Raw genomic sequence first — 24014 nt, 5'->3', positions numbered from 1 at the left:
TTCTCAAAGTATTTAATTCGTAAGATTTTTTATATCTCGGTTTATGCTTCAGCAATATCTTGCATCATGCTGTAGTGACGACGGTGACTGACATAGTAAATCACCATAGCGATAATCGAAACAACAAAGATGCTAAATAGCACTTCAACTTGCGGCATTGCCGAGCCACCAATCATGATTGTCTCACGCAAACCATCAACTGTATAAGTCATTGGCAAGTATGGGTGCAACCACTCAAAGAAGGCATTAGACAATTGGATTGGGTACGTTCCAGCTGAACCACTCAATTGGAAGACCAATAGAACCATAGCAGCAAATGCACCAGCCTTATCGAACCACATGTAGATAGCCGTCACCAATGCGGCATCCATCAATGAAATCAATATCATAAAGCCATACGTTTGTAGTGGGTGAACTGGATCTAGTCCCAAAATACTAATACTCAAACCATACAAAACAGTTGCTGCCATTACGGCGATACCGAACAACATAACCATTTTTGATCCCATCCAGGCAGCCAAAGAACTAATCTTAGTACGTGGTGAAATCATATCCAGCATCAGGTTCAACGCCATCATACCAACGAACATCGCAACTGAGAACATGTATGGCACCATACCAGTTCCGTTGTTAGCAACGTGATCCTTTTCAGTTTGCTTTGCCGTTGCAGGTGCTGCAATTTGCTTAAACGTCTTGTTGGTTGCCTTGGTGTCGTTAACTTGCTTAGCTGCAGACCCCATTTTGTCAGCCAACGTTTGGTTACCAGCTTGTACCTTCGCCAATGCTGGGCTCAATTGCTCAGCGCCGGACGTCAATTGGTTAGCACCGCCATTAAGTTGACGAGCACCATCCGCCAATTGACCAGCCCCGCTGTTCAACTCGCTACGCTTGCTGTTTAGTGTATCAAGACCTGTCGTCAATTGACTTGACCCAGCCAACAATTGGCTAGCACCACTTGATAGGTCACCAGTTTTACTGTTCAACGTATTTAGACCATCACTCACTTGCGTTGATCCGTTCGTCAAAGCGCTGACACTGCTTGATAGCGTGCTCGTCTTACCCTTTAGCGTGTCCAAACCATCGCTTACCTGGGTTGAGCCGTTCGCTAACGCACTAACACCATCTGATAGGGCGCCAGTCTTACCGTTCAACGTGTTCAACCCGTCTGACAACTTATGCATGTTTTCATCTACAGTATTAATTGCCGTTGGTAGGGCCTTCATTTGCTCAAGTTGTGTGTTAACCTCATTCAAATCCGTGTTGTTGGCAGCCTCACCCAATTGCATGATTTGATTTCCGTGCGCATTATTAAACGTATTGATTTGCGCTGATAGGGTTGCAATATCCTTAACAATCGGTTGAATTTGCTTAGAAGTTTCGCTGTTAGCAACATCTGTCGTCAAAGATGCTGCAATCTTTGCCTTTTGTTCCGGTGTTACCTGTACACCAGCATCTGCAAATGCTTTATCAACATTCGCTGGCATTGCCGCTGCATCCTTTTCGCTTGCCTTGTTCAAATTATCCAAGTGCGTTTGGACCGTCTGCAACTGTGTTTGGAGTTGCTCTTGTGACGGCATATCCTTAGCGATATCTTGTAGCATCGCTACTTGATTTTGCAATGTCGTAATCTTGCCAGCAAAATCTTGATCCTTCAGTTGTTGATTCAATTGATCGACACCGTTTGTGAGTTGTTCACTACCAGTGGCTAATTGATTAACACCACTAGCTAGTGCTGGCACTTGGCTATTCAATTGTCCAAGACCGGCAGTTACTTGATTACTTCCGTTCGCTAATTGGTTAACGCCACCAGTCAAGGCTGGTACTTGACCATTCAATTGACCTAGACCGGCAGTTACTTGATTACTTCCGTTTGATAATTGTCCAACACCATTAACCAATGCTGGTACTTGACCGTTCAATTGACCTAGACCGGCCGTCAATCGCTGGCTACCTGCATCAGCTTGCGCCACACCGTCAACGTATTGTGACAAACCTTGCGTCAACGTTTGGGCACCATCATTGAACTGCAACGTACTTGCAGATAACGTCTGCAAGCCACTCGTCAATTGATCAGAACCTGACTTGATTTGGGTCGTACCATCGGCCAATTGCTTATTGGCGTCAGCGGCTGTACCCATCCCCTTGCCAACTTTCTTCATCTCAGCAAAAATCGTCTTGGCATAAGTCTTTGTGACTTGCTTTGAAATTTGTTGACTAATTTCTTTAGCACCCGATTTCTGACAACTTACCGGCGATGAAACTGTGACCTGAACTCGTTTCATAATCAAGCTTCATTTGCTTTGGATTCTTATCCAAGAGCGTCGTAGCGTCCTTAGAAAAGTCGCTTGGAATCGTGATGACTGTGTAGTACTTGCCATCCTTCAAGCCAGTCTTAGCTTCTTTTTCTGAAGGGAAATGGAAATCCATGTCCTTCGACTTGCGTAGCTCCTTTTCAAGGTCATCGCCGACTGCAAGCTTCTGTCCTTCATAATCGACTGACTTATCCTTATTAATAATGGCTACTGGCAAGTTCTTCACCTGGCCATATGGATCCCACAATGAGCTCAAAAAGGTTACCGCGTATATTGATGGTACGAAGAACAATACGACGATAACCAACATGAAGAACTTATGCGTCTTCAAATATTCCCATTCTGCTTTAAACACAGCGGCTACCTCCCTCTTTTGGGTTTCAACCCTTTTATTGAACAACCTGTTGAATAATTAATTTACTTGTATTATATTAAGTCTTATAAAAGGTGAGTACAATACACAGTTTTGAACAGTGTGTTCAATAAGTTGGAGGGGAACATGAAACAGGCAGAACGAAATGCGCAAACGCAGCAACTCATTAAAGAAGCTTTTATTCATCTAATTAATGAAAAAGGCTTTAACAGTTTAACTGTTTCAGACATCACGCGCGAAGCTGGCGTGAGCCGTGGTACCTTCTATGTCCACTACACCGATAAATTTGAACTGCTAACAAAAATTGAAGATGAGCTGATTGATAATATCGCCGCTGCTTTGACCGCTAACTTGGCCGAGCCACTTTCTAACCACACCCCCGAAGATTTCTCAGGTGCGCCTTATAAAGTCTTTAACCAAGCACTTGGGTACGTTAATCAAGAGCGCGAAACGATGCGCGCGTTACTTTCATCAAATGGTCATCCCCAATTCTTCAACCGCATCAAAGAATTGGTTGATCACCTATTTACTCGTCAACTAACGCAAAATCACGGTCGCTTTTCAAGTGAACTGCCCATCGATTACACCAAAGAAATTGCTCTCAACAGCATTCTAAATATCGTGCGCCACTGGCTTGATAAGGACGAACCTGAGTCACCCGAAGAATTGGCCGAAATCTTAATGAAGAGTCGTTTCATGGCCCCTCATGAATTAATTACATTCAACTGATTAATCAGTGTAAAACAAAAAACCAGCCACAATTGGCTGGTTTTTTGTTTTACAGATAATTTGATTTTGATAGGTCTTCCAACGACTCCAAGTGGAACCCCTTGCGTGATAGCACCTTGATAATCTTTGATAACATCCCTTCATTAACTGAGTCCGGCAACGTAAATAAAATACGCACCGTACGTGGGTTGTTATCAGGATTTAACGTCATTGATGATGAAATTTGCGTGTAACGCGTAATAATCTTAGCAGCCTTTTCTAGGCTACCACGTTCACCATCCGTCACAAGCGTCAACGTGTATCGTCCATCATCCGTTTGCCATGAGTCAGACATCAATTTCATCATACGACTGTGCGTCATAATTCCCATGAAATGATTATCCTTATCCAAAACAGAGATGAATGGCAAATCACGAAGCGTAAAGAACATCTCGAAGAACGTCGCTTCAACGCCAACGAACTTCGTCATGTTACGCATGTAAGTTGTTACGGGCAAATTCATATCTCCGCCATCAACTTGGTGTCGGTAGATGTGCATCTTATAGATCGCACCGCGGAACAATTGACCACTCTCATCCAAGATTGGAATTGCACGGAAATTTGAGTTATTAAAGATGTCCAAGGCATCTTGCAACGTCGCATTTTCGCTGACCGTCGTCAATACGTCACGGGACTTAATTAAAGTTGCTAGCATTTGTGCCGACTCCCACTTTCTAGTTTCTAATCTAATTATAATAACACGATTACAGTACCACCGCACCTTTTTGTGGAAAGTATCACGAATTCTTCTAAAATAATGAGAATCACCTTTGAACTGGAAGTTAGTAAGGTATGAGTGGTGTGTGTCCTCCCTCGCGGTCGGAGTGCCTGGCCCCTTCTAGGGCACGCTAACACGTCCAGACCATGACCTGCAGGGAGCGGAGTCCACGCCGTTGGCGCGTACGCCTTTACCTCCCGTGGCTCTAAGCGGGAAACCCGCTAAGAACCCACACCTGCGGGTCAAGGTCTGCACGTGTCTATACGCGTGGCGGGGCCAAGCACAGCAGCCAAGCAATACTCTGATTGTGTAATTTGCATCCACCGTAATACAACAAGGTGAACCGTTCACCCATTTAGTTTGCGGTCGATGATCATCTTAGACAGACTAGAATATCTTGGTTGCTGGCATGGGGGCACGGGACTATCGGAGCGTTCAAATTGGGGCAACATGCCGCATGGCCGGCGCTATTCAGAGAAGCCCCTCAGGACCAGAAGGATTAGGGGAAATTATTTGCCCCGCTGAATGGCGTCCGCGCCATTCGGTTGCCCCAATTTGAACTTTGTCGGAGATAGTCCCGTGCCCCCATGCCTCGACGCAAAGCGTCGACACACACCACCAACTAAAAAAGACAGCACCAAATCGGTACTGTCTTCCAATCTATTACAACTTTTCAGCTGGCTCCAATGTGAACCCATGCCATGGTTGAATCAACGATAACAATGCCATGTCCTCGGGGTGGATGTGACCAACCACGTTGATGCGGCCGTCGTTTGGCAAATCGCGTAGCGCAATCTGCAACTCACCCTTGTATTGTCCATAGTCATTGTTGTCGATAATGACATCCCCACGCGTTACATCAACGGTGTTGAACGCTGGGAAATCCTCAGCCTTGTACTTCACACGCGTTTGCGTTGAACGTAGCACGTAGTCTGAACGATCACCACGATACATTTGTGGTTGATCATACAACACTTGCTTTGAAACCCTAGATACCAACGGCTCCTCCACAACACGTAGCCCAACCATTGTGCGGTTGAACGCCTCTGCCGCAGCTTGTAAGTCAGCATCATCCGCAAACGCGTCAGCAATCAATACATCATCCACCAATCCATTAAAGCGCAACTCTTGCACTTGCGTTGCGATTGGCAAGTTACGATGATCTTCCATTGAAACCAAGCCATCGCTCACTGGCCATGGACCAAATGAGCCGCTTGGTGCGTTAACAAACGCCGCTGTGCGTAGGCCGTAGCGACGGTATTGCATTGACGTTTCTGCAAAGTAGTCACGTCCCAATCCCGTAAAGCGTTGTGGATAGAAATTATGTGAACCAATCAAGTTATCACGGTTAACACCAAAATCCATAATCAAATCGATGTAATGTTGGCCACGTGACATATTCAACTCAATCTTCAACCCGTATGGATTATGCGTCATTTGCGCTTCTTCAGCACCCGTGAAACCCAAATCCAAACGAAGTCCCCAGGCACCCATTTCAGAAAATAGGCGCAAATCCGTGTAGCTTGTTCCTAGCTGTTCAAACAATTCCGGATTGATGTCCAAAATCGTCTTCATCCCCAATTCGTTTCCGCGCATAATGACTTGCTTGTATTGATCCAACAAATCCGTCATGTCTGGCGTCAACTCTAACAGTGATGTGAAAATGCGGGTATAACCGTAGCTTGCCGCCTTTTCGATGTACGCAATGTTATCCGTCACGCTCGCACGTGATGGATACACTGAAATACCTAATTCCCCCATTGATTAGGCCTCCGTTACCTTCTCTTGAAATGCCACTTCTTCTGGCGTTTCATCTGCAACTTGTTGCCCTTCAAGCACTTGACGTTGACGGTCAACCAACTTGAAGAATGGGATGTATAGCAACGTATCAAGTACGAACAAAACAATTTGCAAAACCGCACCTGAGATGTGTGAACCAGTAGCCAAGATCCAGAAATGATTGGTGGCATCGTCCAAGGAATCACGACACCAACTGTTGCGTGAACAATCCCCGTTGCCATCGTAACATATGCGATGATGGCATTGATAACTGGTACGAAAATAAATGGAATCAACAAGTAGACATTCAAAACAACGGGCGTTCCGAACATCGTTGTCTCGTTAATGTTGAACAAACCAGGTGGCGTGATCAACTTAGCCAACGTCTTAAATTCCTTACTCTTAGCCGTCAAAATCATGGCTGCAACCAAACCAATCGTTGCCCCACCACCACCAAGGTAAACGAACAAATCCATAAATGGTTGCGTTACGATGTGTGGCATCGTTGCGTCCGCGTTTTGTGAGTAAACCTTAGCATTTTCGGCCATCAATCCTAGCCAGATTGGTGACATGATAGCACCGGTAACGTTACCACCGTGCACACCGATGAACCAGAACAATGACGTCACGATTGAAACAACAATCGCACCGGCCAACGAACCACCAAAGGCTGACAATGGACCACCCAATACCAATTGCAAGATACCGTGGATTGATTCCATCGGCGTCGCAGCCAAACCGGCGTAGATACCACCCCAGAGCAATACAATAACCGCTCCTGGAATCAAGGCTGCAAATGAATTTGCAACAGCCGGTGGCACACCATCAGGCATCTTAATACGAATATCCTTCTTCATGAACCAAGCGAAGATGACCGTTGAAACCAAGGCAATCAAGATTGAGGCAAACAATCCTGCGGCTCCCATGTAAGTCAACGGGAAGCCTTCCCCGGCCTTAGCCATAATCGTTGGCGTTGAGATGACGTAACCAGACAAGGCAATAATACCTGCTGATACACCATCAACCTTCAATTCTTGTGCGTAACGGTAAGCAATACCAAATACCGCTACCAACCCCATCAAACCAAACGTTCCGTTGGTAATCTTAACCAACCAGTCAAACGTTCCGTTATCAATTAACCAAGTCTTGAACGAATCAATTGAGAACCCGTTGGCAATCAACATCGTCAAAGACCCTACAATAACCAATGGCATCGCATACGCAATTCCATCACGAACGGCATTCAATGCCTTGTTGGCAGCCAATTTCGAGCCAACGGGCATCAAATAACGTTCTAGCAACTCTGTCACTTTTTTCATGGTGACTTCCCCCTTTTCCTTTATGCGCCCATTTTATCGAATGAAAACGGATACAAAAGGAATAAATTGTGAATATGCCTAGACATACAAAAGGCTCTGATGTCAAGACTCCGGACCTCTTTTTAGAGCCCGCTAGGGCTCGTACCACGAAAATTTTTCAAAATGACCTGATTTCGTACAGATTTTGGGTCATTTTTTAATGGGGTCCAGGGGTTTTGCCCCTGTGCCTGCCGGAGGCTATGGAGTTACGGTGGTCTAGTTTGGATTTTGTTGAATTTCACAAGTCTGAGGGTATAGCAAATAAGCACTTGTCAGAGTGATTTTTGGACTTCACAAAGTCAGTGCTTGTAAACGCCGGTGTATAGGCAAATTTGTATAATCGCGTTTATGTCATCTAGAAATTGGTCTAGGCGGCATCACGGAGTGATATACGATTGTTGTTATACCAGTTGACGTACCATCCAACAGCGGCTTGCACATCAGCGATACTCTCGAAATCCTGTTGGTAGATCAGCTCCCTCTTGAGTAACGAGTGAAAACTTTCGATGCGGGCATTATCGTAAGGGTGCCCTTTACGGGAGTAAGAGTGCCTAATACCTATGGACTCCAGTGTATTTTCAAACAATTCGCTGGTATACTGGCTTCCCATATCGCTATGCACATACAGTGGTTTTTCACCTCGTCTTAGCGCCTTAACGATTACTGAGGTTGCTAGTTGAGCTGTCATCGTATCTGCGATTCGATACGACAGCACCTTACGGTCTTCCGGATCATATGCACTAGCCATGTAAACCCATGTCTTATCGGTCAACTGGATATACGTAATGTCAGTTGTAATTACGCCACTTAGGTCATCCAGATTGATAATGAGATTTGGCATCTGATCTTTGTCATTGACTGTTGTAGGCTTGTTATATCGCTTTTGCATACGCGATTTCAAGCCAGCTTCACTCATCAATTGCCATACAAAGCGGTCGCTGATTGCTAGTTTGAATAAGTCGCGCATGGTTTTAGCAATTCGTCGATAACCATAAATGCCTTTATTGGCTGTGTAAATTGATTCGACGGCAATTCTCAATTTGTTGTGTTGTATTTCTTGTGCGCTCGGCTCCCAATGGATCCAGTCAGAGTAAGTGGACATTGGAATTTTCAAAGCACTCAGAACGCGTGTGATGCGGTGCCCCTGTACCAAATTTTTGTGGATAATTGGTAAAACAACACTTCTACCGCGCAAAACTAATGTTTTGCCAGCAACACCGCCGCACGTTTTAAAATTTCGAGCTCTTCTTTCAAAATTGCGTTTTCCTTACGCAACTTCTTCAATTCATCAGCTGATATTGATTCGCCATTCACTTCTACAGGCGCATATTTTTTGACCCAATTCCGAATTGAATTGGCTGAAGGACCGTATTCCTTGGATAATTCATCGGGCCGACGGCCCGCTTTAACCATCTCCACGATGGACTTTTTAAAGTCCTCTTCATAACGTGTAACCATAAATAAAAATACTCCTATGATGATATTTTACCAAACTAGAAAAACTAGTCCGGAATCTCATCATAAGAGCAAAAACAGCTAGCCAAATGGCTAGCTGTCTTGAAAAATTATTTTCCTGTCTTCGTCTTTGTGAAACCAAAGAGCCATACCAAACTCAAGCCAGCAAATACCGTGCTGAACCAGAACAAATGTCCCAACCCAACAGCTGTCTGATGGGCAATCGCTGCTGGCGTTGCACTAGTCGTCTTAATAAACAAAGCTGCAATCGCAGTTCCAACCGCACCCGCAAATTGCTGAATCGTGTTGAAAATGGCATTAACGTCACCTGACACCTCGCGTGGCACTTCGGCAACACCGGCCGTCATTGACGTATTGAATGCCAAGTTACGCCCTAACGTGAACAAGGCGTACATCACTGTCAAACCAATTGACGTAATTGATGGTGCCATGATTGAAAAGATAACCATGACCACGAAGAAACTAATTGAACCAATCGTCAACGGCTTGGTTGCACCAGCGCGGTCATAAAATGCGCCGTACATTGGTGATGAGATTGATCCCAACAATGATCCTGGCATCAACACTGCACCAGCGATCATCGTCGTTGCACCCAACGTCAATTGGGCATATTGCGGAATCGCGAAGTTCACAGCCAGGTTAATCGCTTGTGACGTTGCGTAAATTAGCAACGCAAAGACCATTCCCTTGCTCTTGAACACCGAAAGATTCAACAACTTCTTCGTTGACTTGCCGGCAATGCGAACGAAAATCACCATCGCTACAACGGCAATTACTGCCAATACAATAATCGTAGCTGAGATTTTTCCAGACTCCAACTCACCAAGCGCCAACAAAGCCGTCGTCAATGACACACCCAAAACAATAAATTGCCACCAATCAAAGCTAGCGTCTTCAGCCTGGTGTTCACTTGGCAACGTACGCCATCCCAACACCAAACTAATCAACATAATTGGCAATACAATGACGAAAATCGCACGCCAACCGAGCCAATAGGTCACCAAACCACCATAAACCGGTCCAAGAGCGGGCGCTAGTGACAAAATCAAACCACCAAAGCCCATGTACTTGCCGAGTTGCATCGGTGGGATGCTCATCAAAATAACGTTAAATACCAGCGGCAAAGCAATTCCGGTTCCAACCGCCATGACAAGTCGTCCAACCAACAAAGGCCAGAAGCTTGGGGCAAAAATGGAAATAATATCACCGATAACAAATGAAATCATACCCCAAATAAAAATCTTGCGTGGACTCATCACAGCCTTTAGATAAGCTGAGGTCGTCATCATCAACGCCACAATCAATAAATACGCCGTTGTTAGCCATTGCACCGTTCCCATTGGCACATTAAATTGCTTAATCAAATCCGGGAACGTCACGTTCATCGACGTTTCCGTCAAAATACCGACAAACCCTAGAATCGCGGTCGCAACAATTGACCAAACGACTCGTGGTGAAACTTTTTCTGTCATTTTCTCACTCCTTTTTTGAACACTTGTACTATTGAAGCACAAAAATAAATTCTTCGTAAGTAAAATTTTTCTAAAGGCACTTGGCTAACAAAAAAGCCCGGAACACTGGGCTCCGAGCAATAACCTCTTAGCGGCTTACGACAATTGTTTCGCCAGCTTGTAGGGCATTCATATTAATCGATGGGTTCATTTGTTGCAACTCAGCCACCGTTAAGCCATGCTGCTTAGCGATTGAATAAGCTGTTGTCCCTTGAGGCACTGTCAATTGCGTCGCAGCACTCGTCGATGAACTCTCAGCTTCACTTGCTGCTTCTGCCTCGCTTGATGCAGCTGGTTCACTTGCCACTTCGGCTGAATCAGCGACAACTGTTGATTCAGCTGAAGACGCCACCTCCTCATCTGTCGTATCAACAGAGTCGTTTGGTGTTGTACCTGCTTCATCAATAGAACTTTCTGAACTCGTTGTGGCTGTCTTCGTTGTTTCGTTATGTGAACCACCACTCACACGATCCAAAACAATTGGTGAATAGAAGCCGATAACAAACAAAACAATATATCCCAAAATAACGAGTAGCCAAAACTTGTATTGTTGCGGTTGCTTTGTTTCCATGGTGTTCATTTCCTAACTTAAGTTGATTATTTATTTTAGATTATCACTTAACCTCTGCAAAAAACATAAGTGACTGTTTGCAACAATATTTTTTTAAACACTGTGGCGATTCTGTGAACGTACAAAAAGGGACGACACATCACCGTATCGTCCCTTCTGATTTGAATTACTTAGCTGAACGGCGGAATGCCAACAACTCGTGTGAGATTTCAGCAGTTGCACCGTAAACTTGCTTGTAGATAGCGTGGATTTCTGCGTAACGTGCAGCGCGATCTGCATCTGGCAAGTATTCCTTGTCAAATGAGTTCCATGCAGCAGCTGCATCTTGCACAGAGTCGAACCAACCCAAACCAGTAGCGGCCAAGATTGCGGCACCCATTCCAGGTCCTTGCTCGTTCTTCAATGAAACAACCTTCTTGTTGAAGATGTCAGCTTGAATTTGCAACCACAATGGTGACTTAGCACCACCACCGATGGCAACAACAGTATCGAAGTCAGTACCAGCTTCTTCGTAGATATCAAAGATGTCCTTGAATGAGAAGATAATTCCTTCCAAAACTGAACGAACGAAGTCAGACTTCTTGTGCGTTCCGTCAATACCCGTCCATGAAGCACGGATGTCACCGTCAGCGTATGGTGTACGCTCACCTACCAAGTATGGCGTGAACAACAAACCGTTAGCCCCGACCGTTGACTTACCAGCTGATTCAACCATTGCCGTGAAGTCTTCATCAGCAGCAAACGTCTTCTTGAACCATGACAAAGCGTATCCAGCAGCCAAAGTAACACCCATTGAGTAGAACTTGCCAGGGATAGCGTGGTTGAAGAAGTGAACCTTACCCTTGTAGTCAGCATCTGCGTTGTCTTCGTACTTCAAAACAACACCTGACGTACCGATTGATGACATCACCATGTTAGGTTGCAAGATTGCAGATCCGATGGCACCAGCAGCGTTGTCGGCTGCACCACCAAATACCTTAGTCTCCGTCGTCAAACCTGAGAAGGCAGCGTACTTTGGTGAGATAGTTCCAGCAAATTCTGGTCCTTCGATAATCTCAGGGAAGAATTCTGGCTTCAAACCAAAGGCTTCTTGAACTTCCTTTGACCAAGTGCGGTTAGCAACGTCCATTGCAACCGTACCAGCGGCGTCAGAAATTTCCATAGCCAACTTACCAGTCATACGGTAACGCACGTAATCCTTAGGCGTTACGAATGAAGAAGCTTGTGAGAAGATTTCTGGCTCGTTTTCCTTAACCCACAAGATCTTTGGCAAAGTAAATCCTTCCAAAGCCTTGTTACGCGTGATATCGATGAATTCTTGACCCATCTTCTCAGCGATTTCCTTAGTTTGTGGCGTAGTACGCGTGTCGTTCCACAAGATTGCTGGACGCAAAACTTGGTTGTTGTCATCCAACAAAACCAAACCGTGCATTTGACCTGAGTATGAAATACCAGCAATGTCTTCAGGCTTGATGCCGTCATCCAAAATCAAACGTACGATGGCTACAGTCGTACCGTTAACCCAATCTTCTGGGTTTTGCTCGCTGTATCCTGGCTTTGGTTGTGATAGTGGGTAATCATATGATTGTTGTGCAACGATGTTTCCTTGACGATCAACAGCTGAGATCTTAACTGATGACGTTCCTAGGTCAACACCCAATACGACTTCGCTCATGTTTATGTCCTCTTTCTTTGTTATGTATACAACGAGGGCTGGGCTAATTTAATGGCCCAGCCCTCGTCGCCGTAGGGATTGGCCCTACTGTTATGTTTGTTGCAATGTGAGCGTGAGATAGGCACTCACATCGCTTTTGTTGAGATTATTTTTGAGATTTTTTGAGATTGAGAGATGCTATATCGACCATTATTTCAAAAGGAGTCGACATGGCGGCGCTAATTCTGCATTAGCGTAAGCCTTTTCTTACCAGGAACCTATTCGGTTGGGATTACTTTGAGAAAGTTGAACCCAAAACTGAGTAGATGTAGTTGTTCAACGTAGCCTTGATAGCTTCCAAACGTCCTGATTGGATCGTTGAGAAGATCTCGTCGTTCGTCTTGTTCAAGATGTAAGCTTCGAAGTCAGCGAATGAAGCCTTGTCGTTTTCGAAGTCAGCACCGATACCTGAATCGAATGATGAGTAACGCTCCTTGTAGATGTTCTCCAAGAAGTTGTCTTCGATCATCTTCATAGCAACACGGAACCCAGCAGCGTAAACGTCCATACCGGCCATGTGTGCGTAGAACAAGTCATCCATCTTGAATGAAGCACGGCGAACCTTTGAGTCAAAGTTCAAACCACCAGTTGGCAATCCACCGTTCTTGATGAACTCGTACATAACCAAAGTAGCTTCGTAGATGTCGTTAGGGAATTCGTCGATATCCCAACCAGTTTGCTTGTCACCCATGTTGGCGTCCAATGAACCCAACATACCAGCTTCACGTGCAAAACGTGCTTCGTGCTCGTAAGTGTGACCAGCCAAGTAAGCGTGGTTACCTTCCAAGTTCAACTTGAAGTCGTTTTCCAAACCGTACGTCTTCAAGAAGGCGATAGTAGTTTGTACGTCAGTGTCGTATTGGTGAGCAGTTGGCTCCTTTGGCTTAGGCTCCAACAAGAATTGACCAGTGTAGCCAATTTCGTTAGCGTACAACTTAGCCAACTTGAAGAACTTAGCGATGTGGTCCAACTCACGCTTCGTGTCAGTGTTCAACAATGACTCGTAACCTTCACGACCACCCCAGAATACGTATGATTTCTGAGTTCAAACGCTTAGCGATTTCCAATGAGTGCTTAACTTGTGCTGCTGCGTAAGCAAATACGTCAGCAAATGGCGTAGTAGCTCCACCAGCCATGAAACGCTTGTTAGTGAACAATGATGACGTGTTCCACAACAACTTCTTGCCAGTTTCCTTCATCTTTTCTTCGATGCGGTCAACAACGGCGTCCAAGTTAGCGTTCGTCTCTGCCAAAGTGTTACCTTCAGGAGCCAAGTCACGATCGTGGAATGCGAAGTATTCAACACCCAACTTGTCCATGAACTCGAACATGTAGTCAACCTTAGCGATTGCGTGGTCCAAGTCAGTCATGTCGTCAACACCGTTAACGTCCCATGGACGCTCGGCAGTACCTTCACCAAATGGGTCAACCATGCGTTGGTCCATCGTGTGCCAGTAAGCAACTGAGAACTTCATCCAGTCCTTCATCGTCTTAGTCTCACCGTTGATAGTGAAAACCTCTTCTGGGTTGTAGAAGTTGTATCCCTTTGATGCTTCAAAGTTCAATCCCTTTGCTCCGCCGATAAATTCTACCTTAGGAAAGTCGAACAATTCTGACATTATGTCATCCTCCAAAATTCTTAAATCATCTGTTTTAATCATCAAAGCCGGTTGGCTTTGGTTAGTTGGTTTAAGCAATCAACTAACTTACGAGATTTATTATAGGGTACCCATTAACATAATGCAAGCGTTTGTATGTGATTTCTTTCGCAAATTGTTCAAAAACATAACAAAAACGCCTAAACAAAGGCGTTTAGGCGTTTAAAATTATAAAAACTCTAATTTTTGAATACGCTTTCATATGCGTATTTGTGCACTTATTACAACCAATTAGACTCGGCCGCATCTTCTTCTTCAAGTGCAAAGTTCAACTCGTATCCCATCATATCGAGCAAAGAACGCGTTACCATGGCAACACCACCAGAAAGCGTCGCACGATTAACCGACTTCTTAGCAAAGTACAACGGCGTGGCCGACTCAGGTTCAATCTTGTGGTATGTCTCCAATAGATAATCGAGCAGCTCTGGCGTCCCCGCAATGAAACGTGAGTGGACAAACACCGCTTCCGGCGCTGCGTACTGTGCTAAGTTATAGATTGTTCGACAGATTGCATGAACCCATTCATCAATCAATGATTTCGCATCTGCATCGCCACCCATGTATAGGGAAAGAAAATCTTCTCGTGTGATTTCCTCTTGTCCTTTTAACACTCCCAAGCGACTAAGCATCGCATCTTCTGAATACAAATCTTCGATATGAATTGTGCTATCAAACTCACCCTTGGCAAGTTGATCATTGTTTAAGACAACTTGGCGTCCAATTTCTCCTGCTTCACCATGTAGTCCACGGAATAAGCGGCCGTTTTGAATAACTCCGGCTCCAATACCGTTATGAATGTTCACGACCGTAAAGTTTTGGAATGTTTCCGCCGCATCGTAGTCATGATAATCACGCAAGTAAACGGCAGCCAAGTTGGCTTCGTTTTCTAATATAACTGGTACATGAAGCGCCTCTTCCAAATCCTTGGCCATGTCTTCATTTACCAATTCAGTATGGAACGGTGTATAGCGCACCTTGTTATCCTCGACAACACCATGGATGGCAACCCCAATTCCGATTAAGCCATGATCCGTTTGCATATCACCTAACTGCGCAACGTATGAAAGCATCGCACGCTTGTAATCGGCATAACGCATGCCAAAAACCGTCATTTGTCCACGTGAGATAACTTCACCCGTAATACGGGCCACCAAGTAACGCAGGTGATTACGCCCTAGGTCAAATGAAACAATGTAACCATAATGGCGATTGAAACGAATCAACTTTGGCTTACGTCCACCAGCTTTTGAAACGGTTCCTTCACCTAATTCTTCTATATAACCATCTGCTTCGACATCGCGATAAATTGTCGTGACTGTCGATTTATGTAAAGCAATCTGTTCTGCAATTTCGCTACGTGATGTTTGTTGCGCATTAAATAGCGCTTGCAACATCAGTTTACGGTTCGTGTCGCGCATCGCATCTTGGTCTACTTTCGAAACCATTCTTTCTCCTTCTGCAACTTAAAACCCACTTCGAGTTATTCAAGATAAAACCTATTTATACCATATAGATACGTTTTAATCGTCGTTATTTTTTTATTTTGTCTAAATTATTATACAGGTTTTTACAACCCCTCAATGAAACACCCTTTATTTTAATTGAAAAAAGTGGCTAATCTGGCAATACTTTTTGACAAATCTAAACACCCAGCCAAATTTATCGGACAACTAAACGAAAAACAGGTATAAGCCGTTGAAGACCTATACCTGTTTTGATCATCCAGTTACGTTTTACCGCAGCTGCTTAAATTGTCATGAATTACAACTCTGAATCAATGATGTTTGCGCGACGTGCGTCAAGCTTCTCGTTGTTTTCCTTAACTGCCATTTCAGTCAATGGGTAACGAGCCATAACGAACATTGCAACCAAAGCAAGCACGATAGGAATCCATACCATGGCAACGTTGATACCTTGTTGTGCGGCAGCAGTTTGCACCGTTGCACCTGACTTGTAACCGAAGACACCGATAACAGTCATAGCGAATGAAGCAATCGTAATACCAAACTTGAAGGCCAATCCCATGATGGCGTTGATTTGTCCAGCTTCACGCTTTCCAGTTACCAACTCACCGTGGTTAACAACTTCAGGAACCAAAGCCCACATGAATCCAGTAGCTGACGTGATACCGAATTGGTGGATGAAACGAGCAACGTAGGCCAATGCCAAGTTGTCGTGCATACCCTTCCAAGTCCATACCCACAACAACAACGTTCCAACGATGAACATTCCGAAGAAGAAGTAGAAGAATCCCTTCTTTCCGAATACGTTACGGAACTTTGGCCATAGAGCTGGGAAGAAGATACCAGGGATTGAAGCGATCAAACCGATAGCACCCATCCACTCTGAGTGACCCGTGTTAAATTGAACAAACAATGAGAACACAGTGTTTTGGAAGAACATCAACAAGAATGACAAGAAGAAGAACAATGCCAAGATTTGCAATGGCTTGTTTGCCTTAAATGACAACCACAAGTCAGCAACCTTAACGTCGTCTGAAGCTTCCTTAGTCGTCTTGATACGTTCCTTCGTTACGAAGTACGTGATAACCAAGGCTACGGCACCAATTGCACCGTAGATAGCCCAAGTGCGGAACCAAGCAGGTCCAGCTGAACGAGCCAAGTAGTCACCCATTTCCAACTTCAAACCGAACAATCCAGTGTCCTTCATTTCGCGGGCAGCAGGTGCAGCCATTTGAAGCAACATTGGGAACAACGTGTAAACCAACAAGTTGGCAATGTTAGCCAACATCATACGAGTTGACGTCAACTTGTCAATTTCGTCTGGGTCACGCGTCATTGAAGCGTTCAATGATCCGTAAGGAATGTTAACGAATGAGTAAATCACAGCCGTCAAAGCATATGAGATACCTGCCCACCAAGCGTTTTGGTAAGCCCATGACGCTGGGAAGAATTGCAAGGCAGCCATAATCATCAATGGCACACCGGCAATCATCAACCAAGGACGGTACTTGTCGCCACCCTTAAACATGTGCTTGTCAACGAACGTACCAATCAATGGATCAGTAACGGCGTTAAGCGCACGAACCAAAAGGAACAATGTCGTTCCCATAAATGCAGGAAGTGCGTTGATTTGTAGCATGTAAACAGCTAGGAAACCACCAACAGTTCCGAAAACCAAGTTTTGAGCAAAGTCACCAAGTCCGTATCCGACACGTTCTGCGGTCGTTAACTTGGCGTACTCGTTGTTTTTGACATCAGCAGCCATAAACTCTAACCCCTTCTTAATAAAAGACAAAATACCTTCAAAATGAAATCGCATTCATTTTTCAACAAGCTAACAATAACACAGTTAGTTTTCGTGCGCAACCAACTTAGGTAAAAATAGTTTTTCCGTTCACATATAACGTGTACCAAATAGGCACATCGCAACATAACGGGTTTTGAAAACGCTAACACATTAGTGATGTTTTTAACAATCTCTCTACTGGGATTCGGTAAGTAATCGGCTCCTGAAAACAAAACTTACCATTAAACTCGTGTCTATATCGTGGATAAAATGTTTTAATCCGTTTTCTAAGACTAATCGCCGTTTATAAGGCAATGGCATTATAATAGTTCTCATTATATAGGAAGAAAACCGAGAATCACTATTATTTTACTGTGGACAACCACCTGTAATGCACCCAGATCCAGAACTTGTGAAGTCCCGTGCAAATAGTTGGTTGTCTTAGAAAACTAACTGTGTTATATTATGACTACAAAGTAAATGGTAACGTTTTCACGGAGTTGTTCAGACCTTAACATTATGGTTAAAGTCCGCTGTCTAAAAGCCTTAATCAGTGATTGAAACTTTTAGACAGCGCATCTCACGAACTGCGTTGCTGCCCGACTCTCACACGTATCGGGACACATACACACTATATCTCACAAGGAGCATCTCACAATGCAAATTCAAAATCCTGTATTGCCTGGATTCAACTCAGATCCATCAATCATCCGTGTTGAAGACACGTACTACATTGCAACGTCAACTTTCGAATGGTTCCCTGGTGTCCGCATTCACGCATCAAAGGACATGGTTCACTGGAACTTGGTAACGAACGTTCTTGATACTGTTGAACTTTTGGACATGAAGGGTAACCCTTCATCAGGTGGTATCTGGGCCCCTGACTTGTCATACGCAGACGGCAAGTTCTGGTTGATCTACACTGACGTTAAGATCACTGACGGTGCCTTCAAGGATATGACGAACTACTTGACGACTGCCGAGAACATCGAAGGTCCTTGGTCAGCACCTATCCGTGTTAACGGAGTTGGTTTCGACGCTTCATTGTTCCACGATGAAGATGGTCGCAAGTACTTGGTACAACAAACTTGGGATCACCGTGAATACCACCACCCATTTGATGGTATTACGTTGACTGAATTTGATACTGATACGATGAAGTTGAAGCCAGAAACGGCTCGCACGATCTTCGAAGGAACTGACGTTAAGTTGGTTGAAGGTCCTCACTTGTACAAGATCAACGGTGAATACTACCTATTCGCTGCTGAAGGTGGAACTGTCTTCACTCACCAAGAAGTTGTTGCTCGTTCAAAGAGCTTGGATGAGAAGTCATTCGTTGTTGAGCCTGATGGTCCATTCTTGACGAACTTCGACACACCATACACTTACTTACAAAAGCAAGGTCACGGTGCTTTGGTCGACACACCAGGTGGTGAGTGGTACTACGCATCATTGACTGCTCGTCCATGGAACCACGAGACTGAGTCATCAACTGACCCACGTGGATGGTCAACTTTGGGACGTGAGACGTCAATCCAAAAGGTTGAATGGGACGAAGCTGGTTGGCCACGCGTTGTTGGTGGACACGGTGGACAAACGTTCGTTGAAGCTCCTAAGGACGCTATCTTGACTGAAGCCCCTGCTGACCACTCACAACACGATGAGTTTACTGACGCTAAGTTGGACATGAATTGGAACACGTTGCGTGTGCCATTCTCAGAAGAGTTCGGTTCAACTGGTGACGGTTCATTGAAGTTGATCGGTCGCGGATCATTGGTTAACTACCACGACTTGTCATTGATTGCTCGTCGTTGGCAAGCATTCTACTTCGATGCTGAAACTAAGGTTAAGTTCAACCCATTCTCATACCAATCAATGGCTGGTTTGACGAACTACTACAACCACTCACACTGGTCATGGATCTTCATTACGAAGAACGACGAAGGTCAAAGCGTAATCGAAGTTGCCGAGAACAAGGGTGGACAACGTAACGGAACTTACACGTCATACTTGAAGGACGATGCTATCGTAATCCCTGAAGGTACTGAATACGTATGGTTCAAGACGAAGGTTCGTAAGGAATCATACACGTACGAGTACTCATTCAACGGTACTGACTGGACTGAAGTACCAGTTGTATTGGACGCCGCAGTCTTGTCAGATGACTACGTTGTACAATCATACGGTGGATTCTTCACGGGTGCTTACGTTGGTTTGGCAGCTGTCGACTACTCAGGTTACGACACTACTGCTGAATTCGACTACTTCGACTACAAGGAACTTGGCGACAAGCAACTTGAAGACGGATCATACTCATGGGAAGCTTCAGAGTCACGCTTCGGCTAATATCTGAATAACCAAAACGCCTAACAGATTTTCTGTTAGGCGTTTTTTGCGTGCTTTTGGCCTTCATCAGACATATTTTGTGGCGCAATTCGCACACTTTTTGTGAAAAAAATAACAATCACTATTAACAATTCCTTTTAGTAAGCGTATAGTTGTTAATGTTGATTGAGTTGTTACCGTTTTCATAAATAGTGAAAAAAGTAACGTTAATCTAGAAATTATCTTTGGGAAAGCGAGTATGCAAATCATGCGTAAAATCTCACCTCGTTTAATTTATTTTTTTGGAGCCCTAGGTGGTCTCTTATTTGGTTATGACACTGGGGTTATCTCAGGTGCCATTCTCTACGTTCAACGCACCCTTGGCCTAAACGCCTTGGAAGAAGGAATCGTCGTCTCATCAGTTTTGCTTGGCGCTATGATTGGTGCCATGTCAATCGGCCCTCTGTCAGATCGCTTCGGTCGTAAGAAGATGGTCATGGTTGCAGCTTTGATTTTCTTCATTGGATCGCTAGGTTCAGCCTTTTCACCTGACTTTGGTGTTTTGGTTGCTAGCCGTGTCGTTCTTGGTGTTGCCGTTGGTGGTGCCTCAGCCCTTGTACCAACCTACTTAGCCGAAGTTGCGCCTGCTAAAATGCGCGGTTCACTAACCTCACTTAACCAGTTGATGGTTATGACGGGAATTTTGATGGCGTACTTGGTTAACCTTGGATTCTCTGGCCTAGCACATACCGTTTCATGGCGCTGGATGCTTGGGTTCGCTGCCCTACCATCAGCTATCCTATTCATCGGTGGTATTTTCTTGCCTGAGTCTCCTCGTTACCTAGGTCGTATTAAGAAATTCGATGAAGCGTTGCAAGTTTTGAACATGCTTCGCACGCCTGAAGAGGCTAAGGCTGAATTGGCTGAAATGGAAAACGCTAAAGACGTCAAGCTTGGCGGCTTCAAGGAATTGTTCTCAAAGTTCGTTCGTCCTGCCTTAATTATCGGTGTCGGTATGGCTATCTTCCAACAATTCATGGGTATCAATAGGGTTTTGTACTATGCCCCAACTATTTTTAAGACCATTGGCATGGGTGATAGCGCCTCACTAATGGGAACTGTTGGTCTTGGAACTGTCAACGTCTTGATCACTGCCTGGGCCGTTCGTGTGATGGAAACTCGTGGTCGCAAGGAGTGGCTATTAATCGGGGGCTTCGGTATGGCCGTTTCATTGATTGCGTTGTCTATCTTAACTAGCCTATCTGTTACAGGTATCATGTCATACGTCACAATTGTTGCGATGGCCTTCTACCTTATCTTCTTCTGTGCAACTTGGGGCCCAATTATGTGGACCATGATTGGTGAAGTCTTCCCATTGTCTGTCCGTGGTGTCGGAGTTGGTTTCTCATCATTGATTAACTGGGGGGCGAACCTGCTTGTATCGTTGATGTTCCCCGTTTTGTTGGAACACTTCTCAATGCCAATAATCTTCGGTGCTTTTGCCATTATGTGTGTGCTTGGGTCATTGTTCGTAAAGCACTTCGTTTTCGAAACACGTGGTCGTTCACTTGAAGAAATTGAGAGCATGCTTCACCAACGCGCTAAGGACTCTGCCACTGGTGCTGTCCCACACGGTGCGATGATTCAACACTAATTACTATCAATAAAACCGGTATCAGTACTAACTGATACCGGTTTATTTTGTTAAAATAAATACTATCAGTGTCGAAAGGAGTAACCGAGTTTGAAAAAAGCACTACATGCCATCTTCAATAACCGCTATGTCAAAACCATCATTGACGTTTCGATGCGTGTCGATATCGTAACGGCTAGTTCTTCGGTTGCTTACTTTGGACTATTGTCGATTTTCCCAGCGATTATCATCATTGCGACCCTGTTGCCTTACTTTGGGCTAACGATTACCACAGCCCTCAGTTACGTACAGTGGGCCGTGCCAAAATCCGTTTACGGGTTTGTACGACCAATCATTGAGTCGATTCTCGGACATAATGGTGTTGGCGTTTTGTCTGCATCAATTGTGATTACACTTTGGTCGCTCTCGCGTGTGGTCGCTTCAATCCGTACCGCTCAAAACGGCATCTACGGTGTGCAACCAAAGAATATCGCCATCATCGACCGCTTCATTTCAATGGCGTGGATGATTTTAGTGCTTGGCATTATGGGCGTCCTCATTTTGATTGCCTCGGTTGGCTCGAACGTTCTCGAAGCGTTGCCAATCAGCAGTCATATCGTGCGTCAAATTGAATCAGCCAAGTTGCCGGTTGTCGCGACTGGATTGTTTATCGGCGCTGCGCTCTTCAACTGGGTATTACCGGTCAAAAAGCCTCGTTTACAATGGGCCTTAACTGGTACCATCATTCAAGTTGCGCTCGTTTTGTGGTTAACGAAAATCTTTGGATGGTACGTGAACCTAGCTTCACAAGCCTACACATTTTACCAAGCACTTAGTTCGGCCATCATCGTGTTACTCTGGATTAATTTCATTGCCATGGCTGCCCTGATTGGTACAATTGTCACAGCAAGTTTAGAGGAACTTTTCCCTTCAAAACGTGATAAGAAAGCCATTTTGAAGCACTTGCACCGGAAAATTATCCGAAATAATGGAAAAAGTTAAGAGTTATTTATTGTATAATTCATTTTTGCGCGTTATTATAATATTTGTTAAAGAGGAAAACGTTTCCATTTAACATTTGAGACAGCAACTTACTCATATCGCCGAGTCTAATCAGCTCGGCACGTAGGTCTAACCAACCTACAACCTACTCCTTAAGAATACCTATTTACCATGGATTAACCACCTATGGTAACGATGCGCCTAACCAACGTATCGTTAGGAAAAAGAGTCGTCTTCGGACTAGACTCCGAAACCGCCTATGCCTAACCAACATAGGCGGTTTTGTTTTGCGCTTTTTTCCAGTAAAATCAAGACAAGACTAAAACACTTTGGGGACGTGCAAAACCATGAACACATACGAGCAACGCGTTCTACAGACCTGTGCGCAGGCTGGACGCATCCTATTAGAAAGCGGCGCGGAGACTCCTCGCATCGAAGAGACTGTTGAAATCATCGGTAAGACGGCCGGCGTCAACGTGTCTTGCTACGTCACGCTAACGGCAGTCTTTGTGTCACTTGCTGATCAACCAACTACTCAGCTCACCAAGACAAAACTCGGCAGTTTTAACCTGCAAAAGGTTGATGAAATTAACCAACTTTCACGTCAATTCGTTGCCGGCGACGTCGATTTTGACGATGTCACACAACAGGTTAACGCAATCGATGAATATGCAATTGATTTTAACTGGCCTACCAAGATTATCGGTGCTGGTTTAGTATCAGTTGCCCCCATGTTAGTTTTCAAGGCAACCTGGCCAGATTTAGCGCTTGCTTTCTTCGTCGGAATTGCCGGTTATCTAGTCGCCCAATACGTTGGCCGCAAAGCAACCGCGACGCCTTATGCCAAAGAAGTCGCCGGTGGCTTTACAATTTCGTTGTTGGCTTGGCTGTTAATCGCCGCTCACCTTGGCACAAACGCCGAGAACATCATCGTCAGTTCGGTTATGCCATTAGTGCCCGGTGTCGCGCTCACAAATTCACTGCGTGAGATTATGGCTGGCCATATGATTTCTGGTACAGTTCGCGCTTTGGATGCCTTATTAATCGCTGCTGCTATCGGTGGCGGTGTCGTCTTAGCCGCGACCCTCGTCCATTTTGGCACGTCATTATAGGAGGTAATCAATATGCAATTAATCATTCATTTTCTGATTAGCTTCGTTTCGACAGTCGGGTTCGGCATCATTACGAACATCCCCCGCCGTGCATTACCCGTCGCTGGTTTAACCGGTGCCCTTGCCTGGAGCGGGTACATCGCGTACGGCTATGCACAAGACAATGTCTTTATTGCCAATATGGTTGCGGCGATTATTATCGGTTTACTCGGAAACATCTTCGCCGTTAAATACCGCGTACCAGTCAACATGATTTACATCCCCAGCCTAGTGTCACTAGTTCCCGGCGGCACCATCTATTTGGCGATGAAGAACTTCTCACTTGGCCATTACGCCTTGGCACAAGAAGGCGTCATCACAACCCTGACAATCGCGGTCGCTTTGGCAGTTGGCTTCGTTCTATCTGAGGTCGTCGTCCGCCAAGTAAAACGTTATCGACAACACTAAAAAACGGC

The 24014-nt window shown here is 44.9% G+C and carries 18 protein-coding genes and 1 pseudogene; 6 read left to right on the top strand and 13 right to left on the bottom strand.

Annotation, left to right across the window (positions count from 1 at the left end; all coding sequences use genetic code 11):
• Positions 1-41: 41 nt before the first annotated feature.
• Positions 42-2282 carry a YhgE/Pip domain-containing protein gene (locus OIT45_RS05945; RefSeq protein WP_264339916.1) on the bottom strand — a complete coding sequence of 747 codons (2241 nt, stop codon included), beginning with the start codon at positions 2280-2282 and terminating at the stop codon, positions 42-44.
• Complete coding sequence (locus OIT45_RS05940) at positions 2224-2667, bottom strand: YhgE/Pip domain-containing protein (protein WP_264339914.1); 444 nt, start codon at positions 2665-2667, stop codon at positions 2224-2226. The genes OIT45_RS05945 and OIT45_RS05940 overlap by 59 nt, the downstream gene beginning before the upstream one ends.
• Positions 2668-2811: 144 nt before the next feature.
• Between OIT45_RS05940 and OIT45_RS05935 the strand changes: the two genes are divergently transcribed.
• On the top strand, positions 2812-3414 hold the full coding sequence (locus OIT45_RS05935) for a TetR/AcrR family transcriptional regulator (protein WP_135520892.1): 603 nt from the start codon (positions 2812-2814) through the stop codon (positions 3412-3414).
• 49 nt (positions 3415-3463) lie between these two features.
• Here the strand turns inward: OIT45_RS05935 and cbpA are convergent, their stop codons facing one another.
• The 11 genes and pseudogenes from cbpA to OIT45_RS05880 all read right to left on the bottom strand — a co-directional run bounded on the left by cbpA (position 3464) and on the right by OIT45_RS05880 (position 17466).
• Positions 3464-4108, bottom strand: a complete 645-nt coding sequence (cbpA, locus tag OIT45_RS05930) for a cyclic di-AMP binding protein CbpA (RefSeq protein WP_161690971.1) — start codon at positions 4106-4108, stop codon at positions 3464-3466.
• Between the two features lie 726 nt (positions 4109-4834).
• The gene (locus tag OIT45_RS05925) at positions 4835-5932 is read right to left on the bottom strand and encodes a DUF871 domain-containing protein (RefSeq protein ID WP_199404553.1); all 1098 of its coding nucleotides are present in this window, start codon (positions 5930-5932) and stop codon (positions 4835-4837) included.
• Between the two features lie 14 nt (positions 5933-5946).
• Entirely contained in the window at positions 5947-7269 is a 1323-nt protein-coding gene (locus tag OIT45_RS05920) for a PTS sugar transporter subunit IIC (RefSeq protein WP_264339913.1), read from the bottom strand.
• A 406-nt stretch (positions 7270-7675) separates the two neighbouring features.
• Positions 7676-8503: an IS3 family transposase gene (locus OIT45_RS05915; RefSeq protein ID WP_264329899.1), complete on the bottom strand. Its 828-nt coding sequence runs from the start codon at positions 8501-8503 to the stop codon at positions 7676-7678.
• A gap of 2 nt (positions 8504-8505) precedes the next feature.
• Entirely contained in the window at positions 8506-8766 is a 261-nt protein-coding gene (locus tag OIT45_RS05910) for a transposase (RefSeq protein ID WP_264329967.1), read from the bottom strand.
• A 107-nt stretch (positions 8767-8873) separates the two neighbouring features.
• Positions 8874-10256, bottom strand: a complete 1383-nt coding sequence (locus tag OIT45_RS05905) for an MFS transporter (protein WP_199404516.1) — start codon at positions 10254-10256, stop codon at positions 8874-8876.
• Between the two features lie 127 nt (positions 10257-10383).
• Complete coding sequence (locus OIT45_RS05900; protein WP_199404517.1) at positions 10384-10866, bottom strand: LysM peptidoglycan-binding domain-containing protein; 483 nt, start codon at positions 10864-10866, stop codon at positions 10384-10386.
• A 166-nt stretch (positions 10867-11032) separates the two neighbouring features.
• Positions 11033-12541, bottom strand: a complete 1509-nt coding sequence (gene xylB / locus OIT45_RS05895) for a xylulokinase (RefSeq protein WP_135798590.1) — start codon at positions 12539-12541, stop codon at positions 11033-11035.
• Between the two features lie 271 nt (positions 12542-12812).
• Positions 12813-14199, bottom strand: a pseudogene (gene xylA, locus OIT45_RS05890) (xylose isomerase).
• Between the two features lie 260 nt (positions 14200-14459).
• Positions 14460-15683: an ROK family protein gene (locus tag OIT45_RS05885; RefSeq protein ID WP_135798591.1), complete on the bottom strand. Its 1224-nt coding sequence runs from the start codon at positions 15681-15683 to the stop codon at positions 14460-14462.
• 316 nt (positions 15684-15999) lie between these two features.
• Positions 16000-17466 carry an MFS transporter gene (locus tag OIT45_RS05880; RefSeq protein ID WP_199404518.1) on the bottom strand — a complete coding sequence of 489 codons (1467 nt, stop codon included), beginning with the start codon at positions 17464-17466 and terminating at the stop codon, positions 16000-16002.
• 678 nt (positions 17467-18144) lie between these two features.
• Between OIT45_RS05880 and OIT45_RS05875 the strand changes: the two genes are divergently transcribed.
• From OIT45_RS05875 to OIT45_RS05855, 5 genes are all read left to right on the top strand, one after another.
• On the top strand, positions 18145-19833 hold the full coding sequence (locus tag OIT45_RS05875) for a glycoside hydrolase family 43 protein (RefSeq protein ID WP_087044890.1): 1689 nt from the start codon (positions 18145-18147) through the stop codon (positions 19831-19833).
• A gap of 247 nt (positions 19834-20080) precedes the next feature.
• On the top strand, positions 20081-21466 hold the full coding sequence (locus tag OIT45_RS05870) for a sugar porter family MFS transporter (protein WP_199404519.1): 1386 nt from the start codon (positions 20081-20083) through the stop codon (positions 21464-21466).
• A gap of 90 nt (positions 21467-21556) precedes the next feature.
• The gene (locus OIT45_RS05865) at positions 21557-22447 is read left to right on the top strand and encodes a YihY/virulence factor BrkB family protein (protein ID WP_135798593.1); all 891 of its coding nucleotides are present in this window, start codon (positions 21557-21559) and stop codon (positions 22445-22447) included.
• A 347-nt stretch (positions 22448-22794) separates the two neighbouring features.
• The gene (locus tag OIT45_RS05860; RefSeq protein WP_199404520.1) at positions 22795-23559 is read left to right on the top strand and encodes a threonine/serine exporter family protein; all 765 of its coding nucleotides are present in this window, start codon (positions 22795-22797) and stop codon (positions 23557-23559) included.
• 12 nt (positions 23560-23571) lie between these two features.
• Positions 23572-24006: a threonine/serine exporter family protein gene (locus OIT45_RS05855; RefSeq protein WP_199404521.1), complete on the top strand. Its 435-nt coding sequence runs from the start codon at positions 23572-23574 to the stop codon at positions 24004-24006.
• Positions 24007-24014: the final 8 nt, after the last annotated feature.

Source organism: Weissella sp. LMG 11983 (assembly GCF_025908495.1).
GTDB lineage: Bacteria > Bacillota > Bacilli > Lactobacillales > Lactobacillaceae > Weissella > Weissella fermenti.
This window is presented reverse-complemented; position numbering and strand designations above follow the sequence as displayed.

Bases quoted from the DNA above. Each gene is read 5' to 3' on its own strand.
- OIT45_RS05925 (WP_199404553.1), bottom strand. From the start codon at position 5,932: ATGGGGGAATTAGGTATTTCAGTGTATCCATCACGTGCGAGCGTGACG.
- OIT45_RS05935 (WP_135520892.1), top strand. From the start codon at position 2,812: ATGAAACAGGCAGAACGAAATGCGCAAACGCAGCAACTCATTAAAGAA.
- cbpA (WP_161690971.1), bottom strand. From the start codon at position 4,108: ATGCTAGCAACTTTAATTAAGTCCCGTGACGTATTGACGACGGTCAGC.
- OIT45_RS05855 (WP_199404521.1), top strand. From the start codon at position 23,572: ATGCAATTAATCATTCATTTTCTGATTAGCTTCGTTTCGACAGTCGGG.
- OIT45_RS05945 (WP_264339916.1), bottom strand. From the start codon at position 2,282: ATGAAACGAGTTCAGGTCACAGTTTCATCGCCGGTAAGTTGTCAGAAA.
- OIT45_RS05900 (WP_199404517.1), bottom strand. From the start codon at position 10,866: ATGGAAACAAAGCAACCGCAACAATACAAGTTTTGGCTACTCGTTATT.
- OIT45_RS05905 (WP_199404516.1), bottom strand. From the start codon at position 10,256: ATGACAGAAAAAGTTTCACCACGAGTCGTTTGGTCAATTGTTGCGACC.
- xylB (WP_135798590.1), bottom strand. From the start codon at position 12,541: ATGAGCGAAGTCGTATTGGGTGTTGACCTAGGAACGTCATCAGTTAAG.
- OIT45_RS05880 (WP_199404518.1), bottom strand. From the start codon at position 17,466: ATGGCTGCTGATGTCAAAAACAACGAGTACGCCAAGTTAACGACCGCA.
- OIT45_RS05860 (WP_199404520.1), top strand. From the start codon at position 22,795: ATGAACACATACGAGCAACGCGTTCTACAGACCTGTGCGCAGGCTGGA.
- OIT45_RS05920 (WP_264339913.1), bottom strand. From the start codon at position 7,269: ATGAAAAAAGTGACAGAGTTGCTAGAACGTTATTTGATGCCCGTTGGC.
- OIT45_RS05910 (WP_264329967.1), bottom strand. From the start codon at position 8,766: ATGGTTACACGTTATGAAGAGGACTTTAAAAAGTCCATCGTGGAGATG.
- OIT45_RS05875 (WP_087044890.1), top strand. From the start codon at position 18,145: ATGCAAATTCAAAATCCTGTATTGCCTGGATTCAACTCAGATCCATCA.
- OIT45_RS05885 (WP_135798591.1), bottom strand. From the start codon at position 15,683: ATGGTTTCGAAAGTAGACCAAGATGCGATGCGCGACACGAACCGTAAA.
- OIT45_RS05870 (WP_199404519.1), top strand. From the start codon at position 20,081: ATGCGTAAAATCTCACCTCGTTTAATTTATTTTTTTGGAGCCCTAGGT.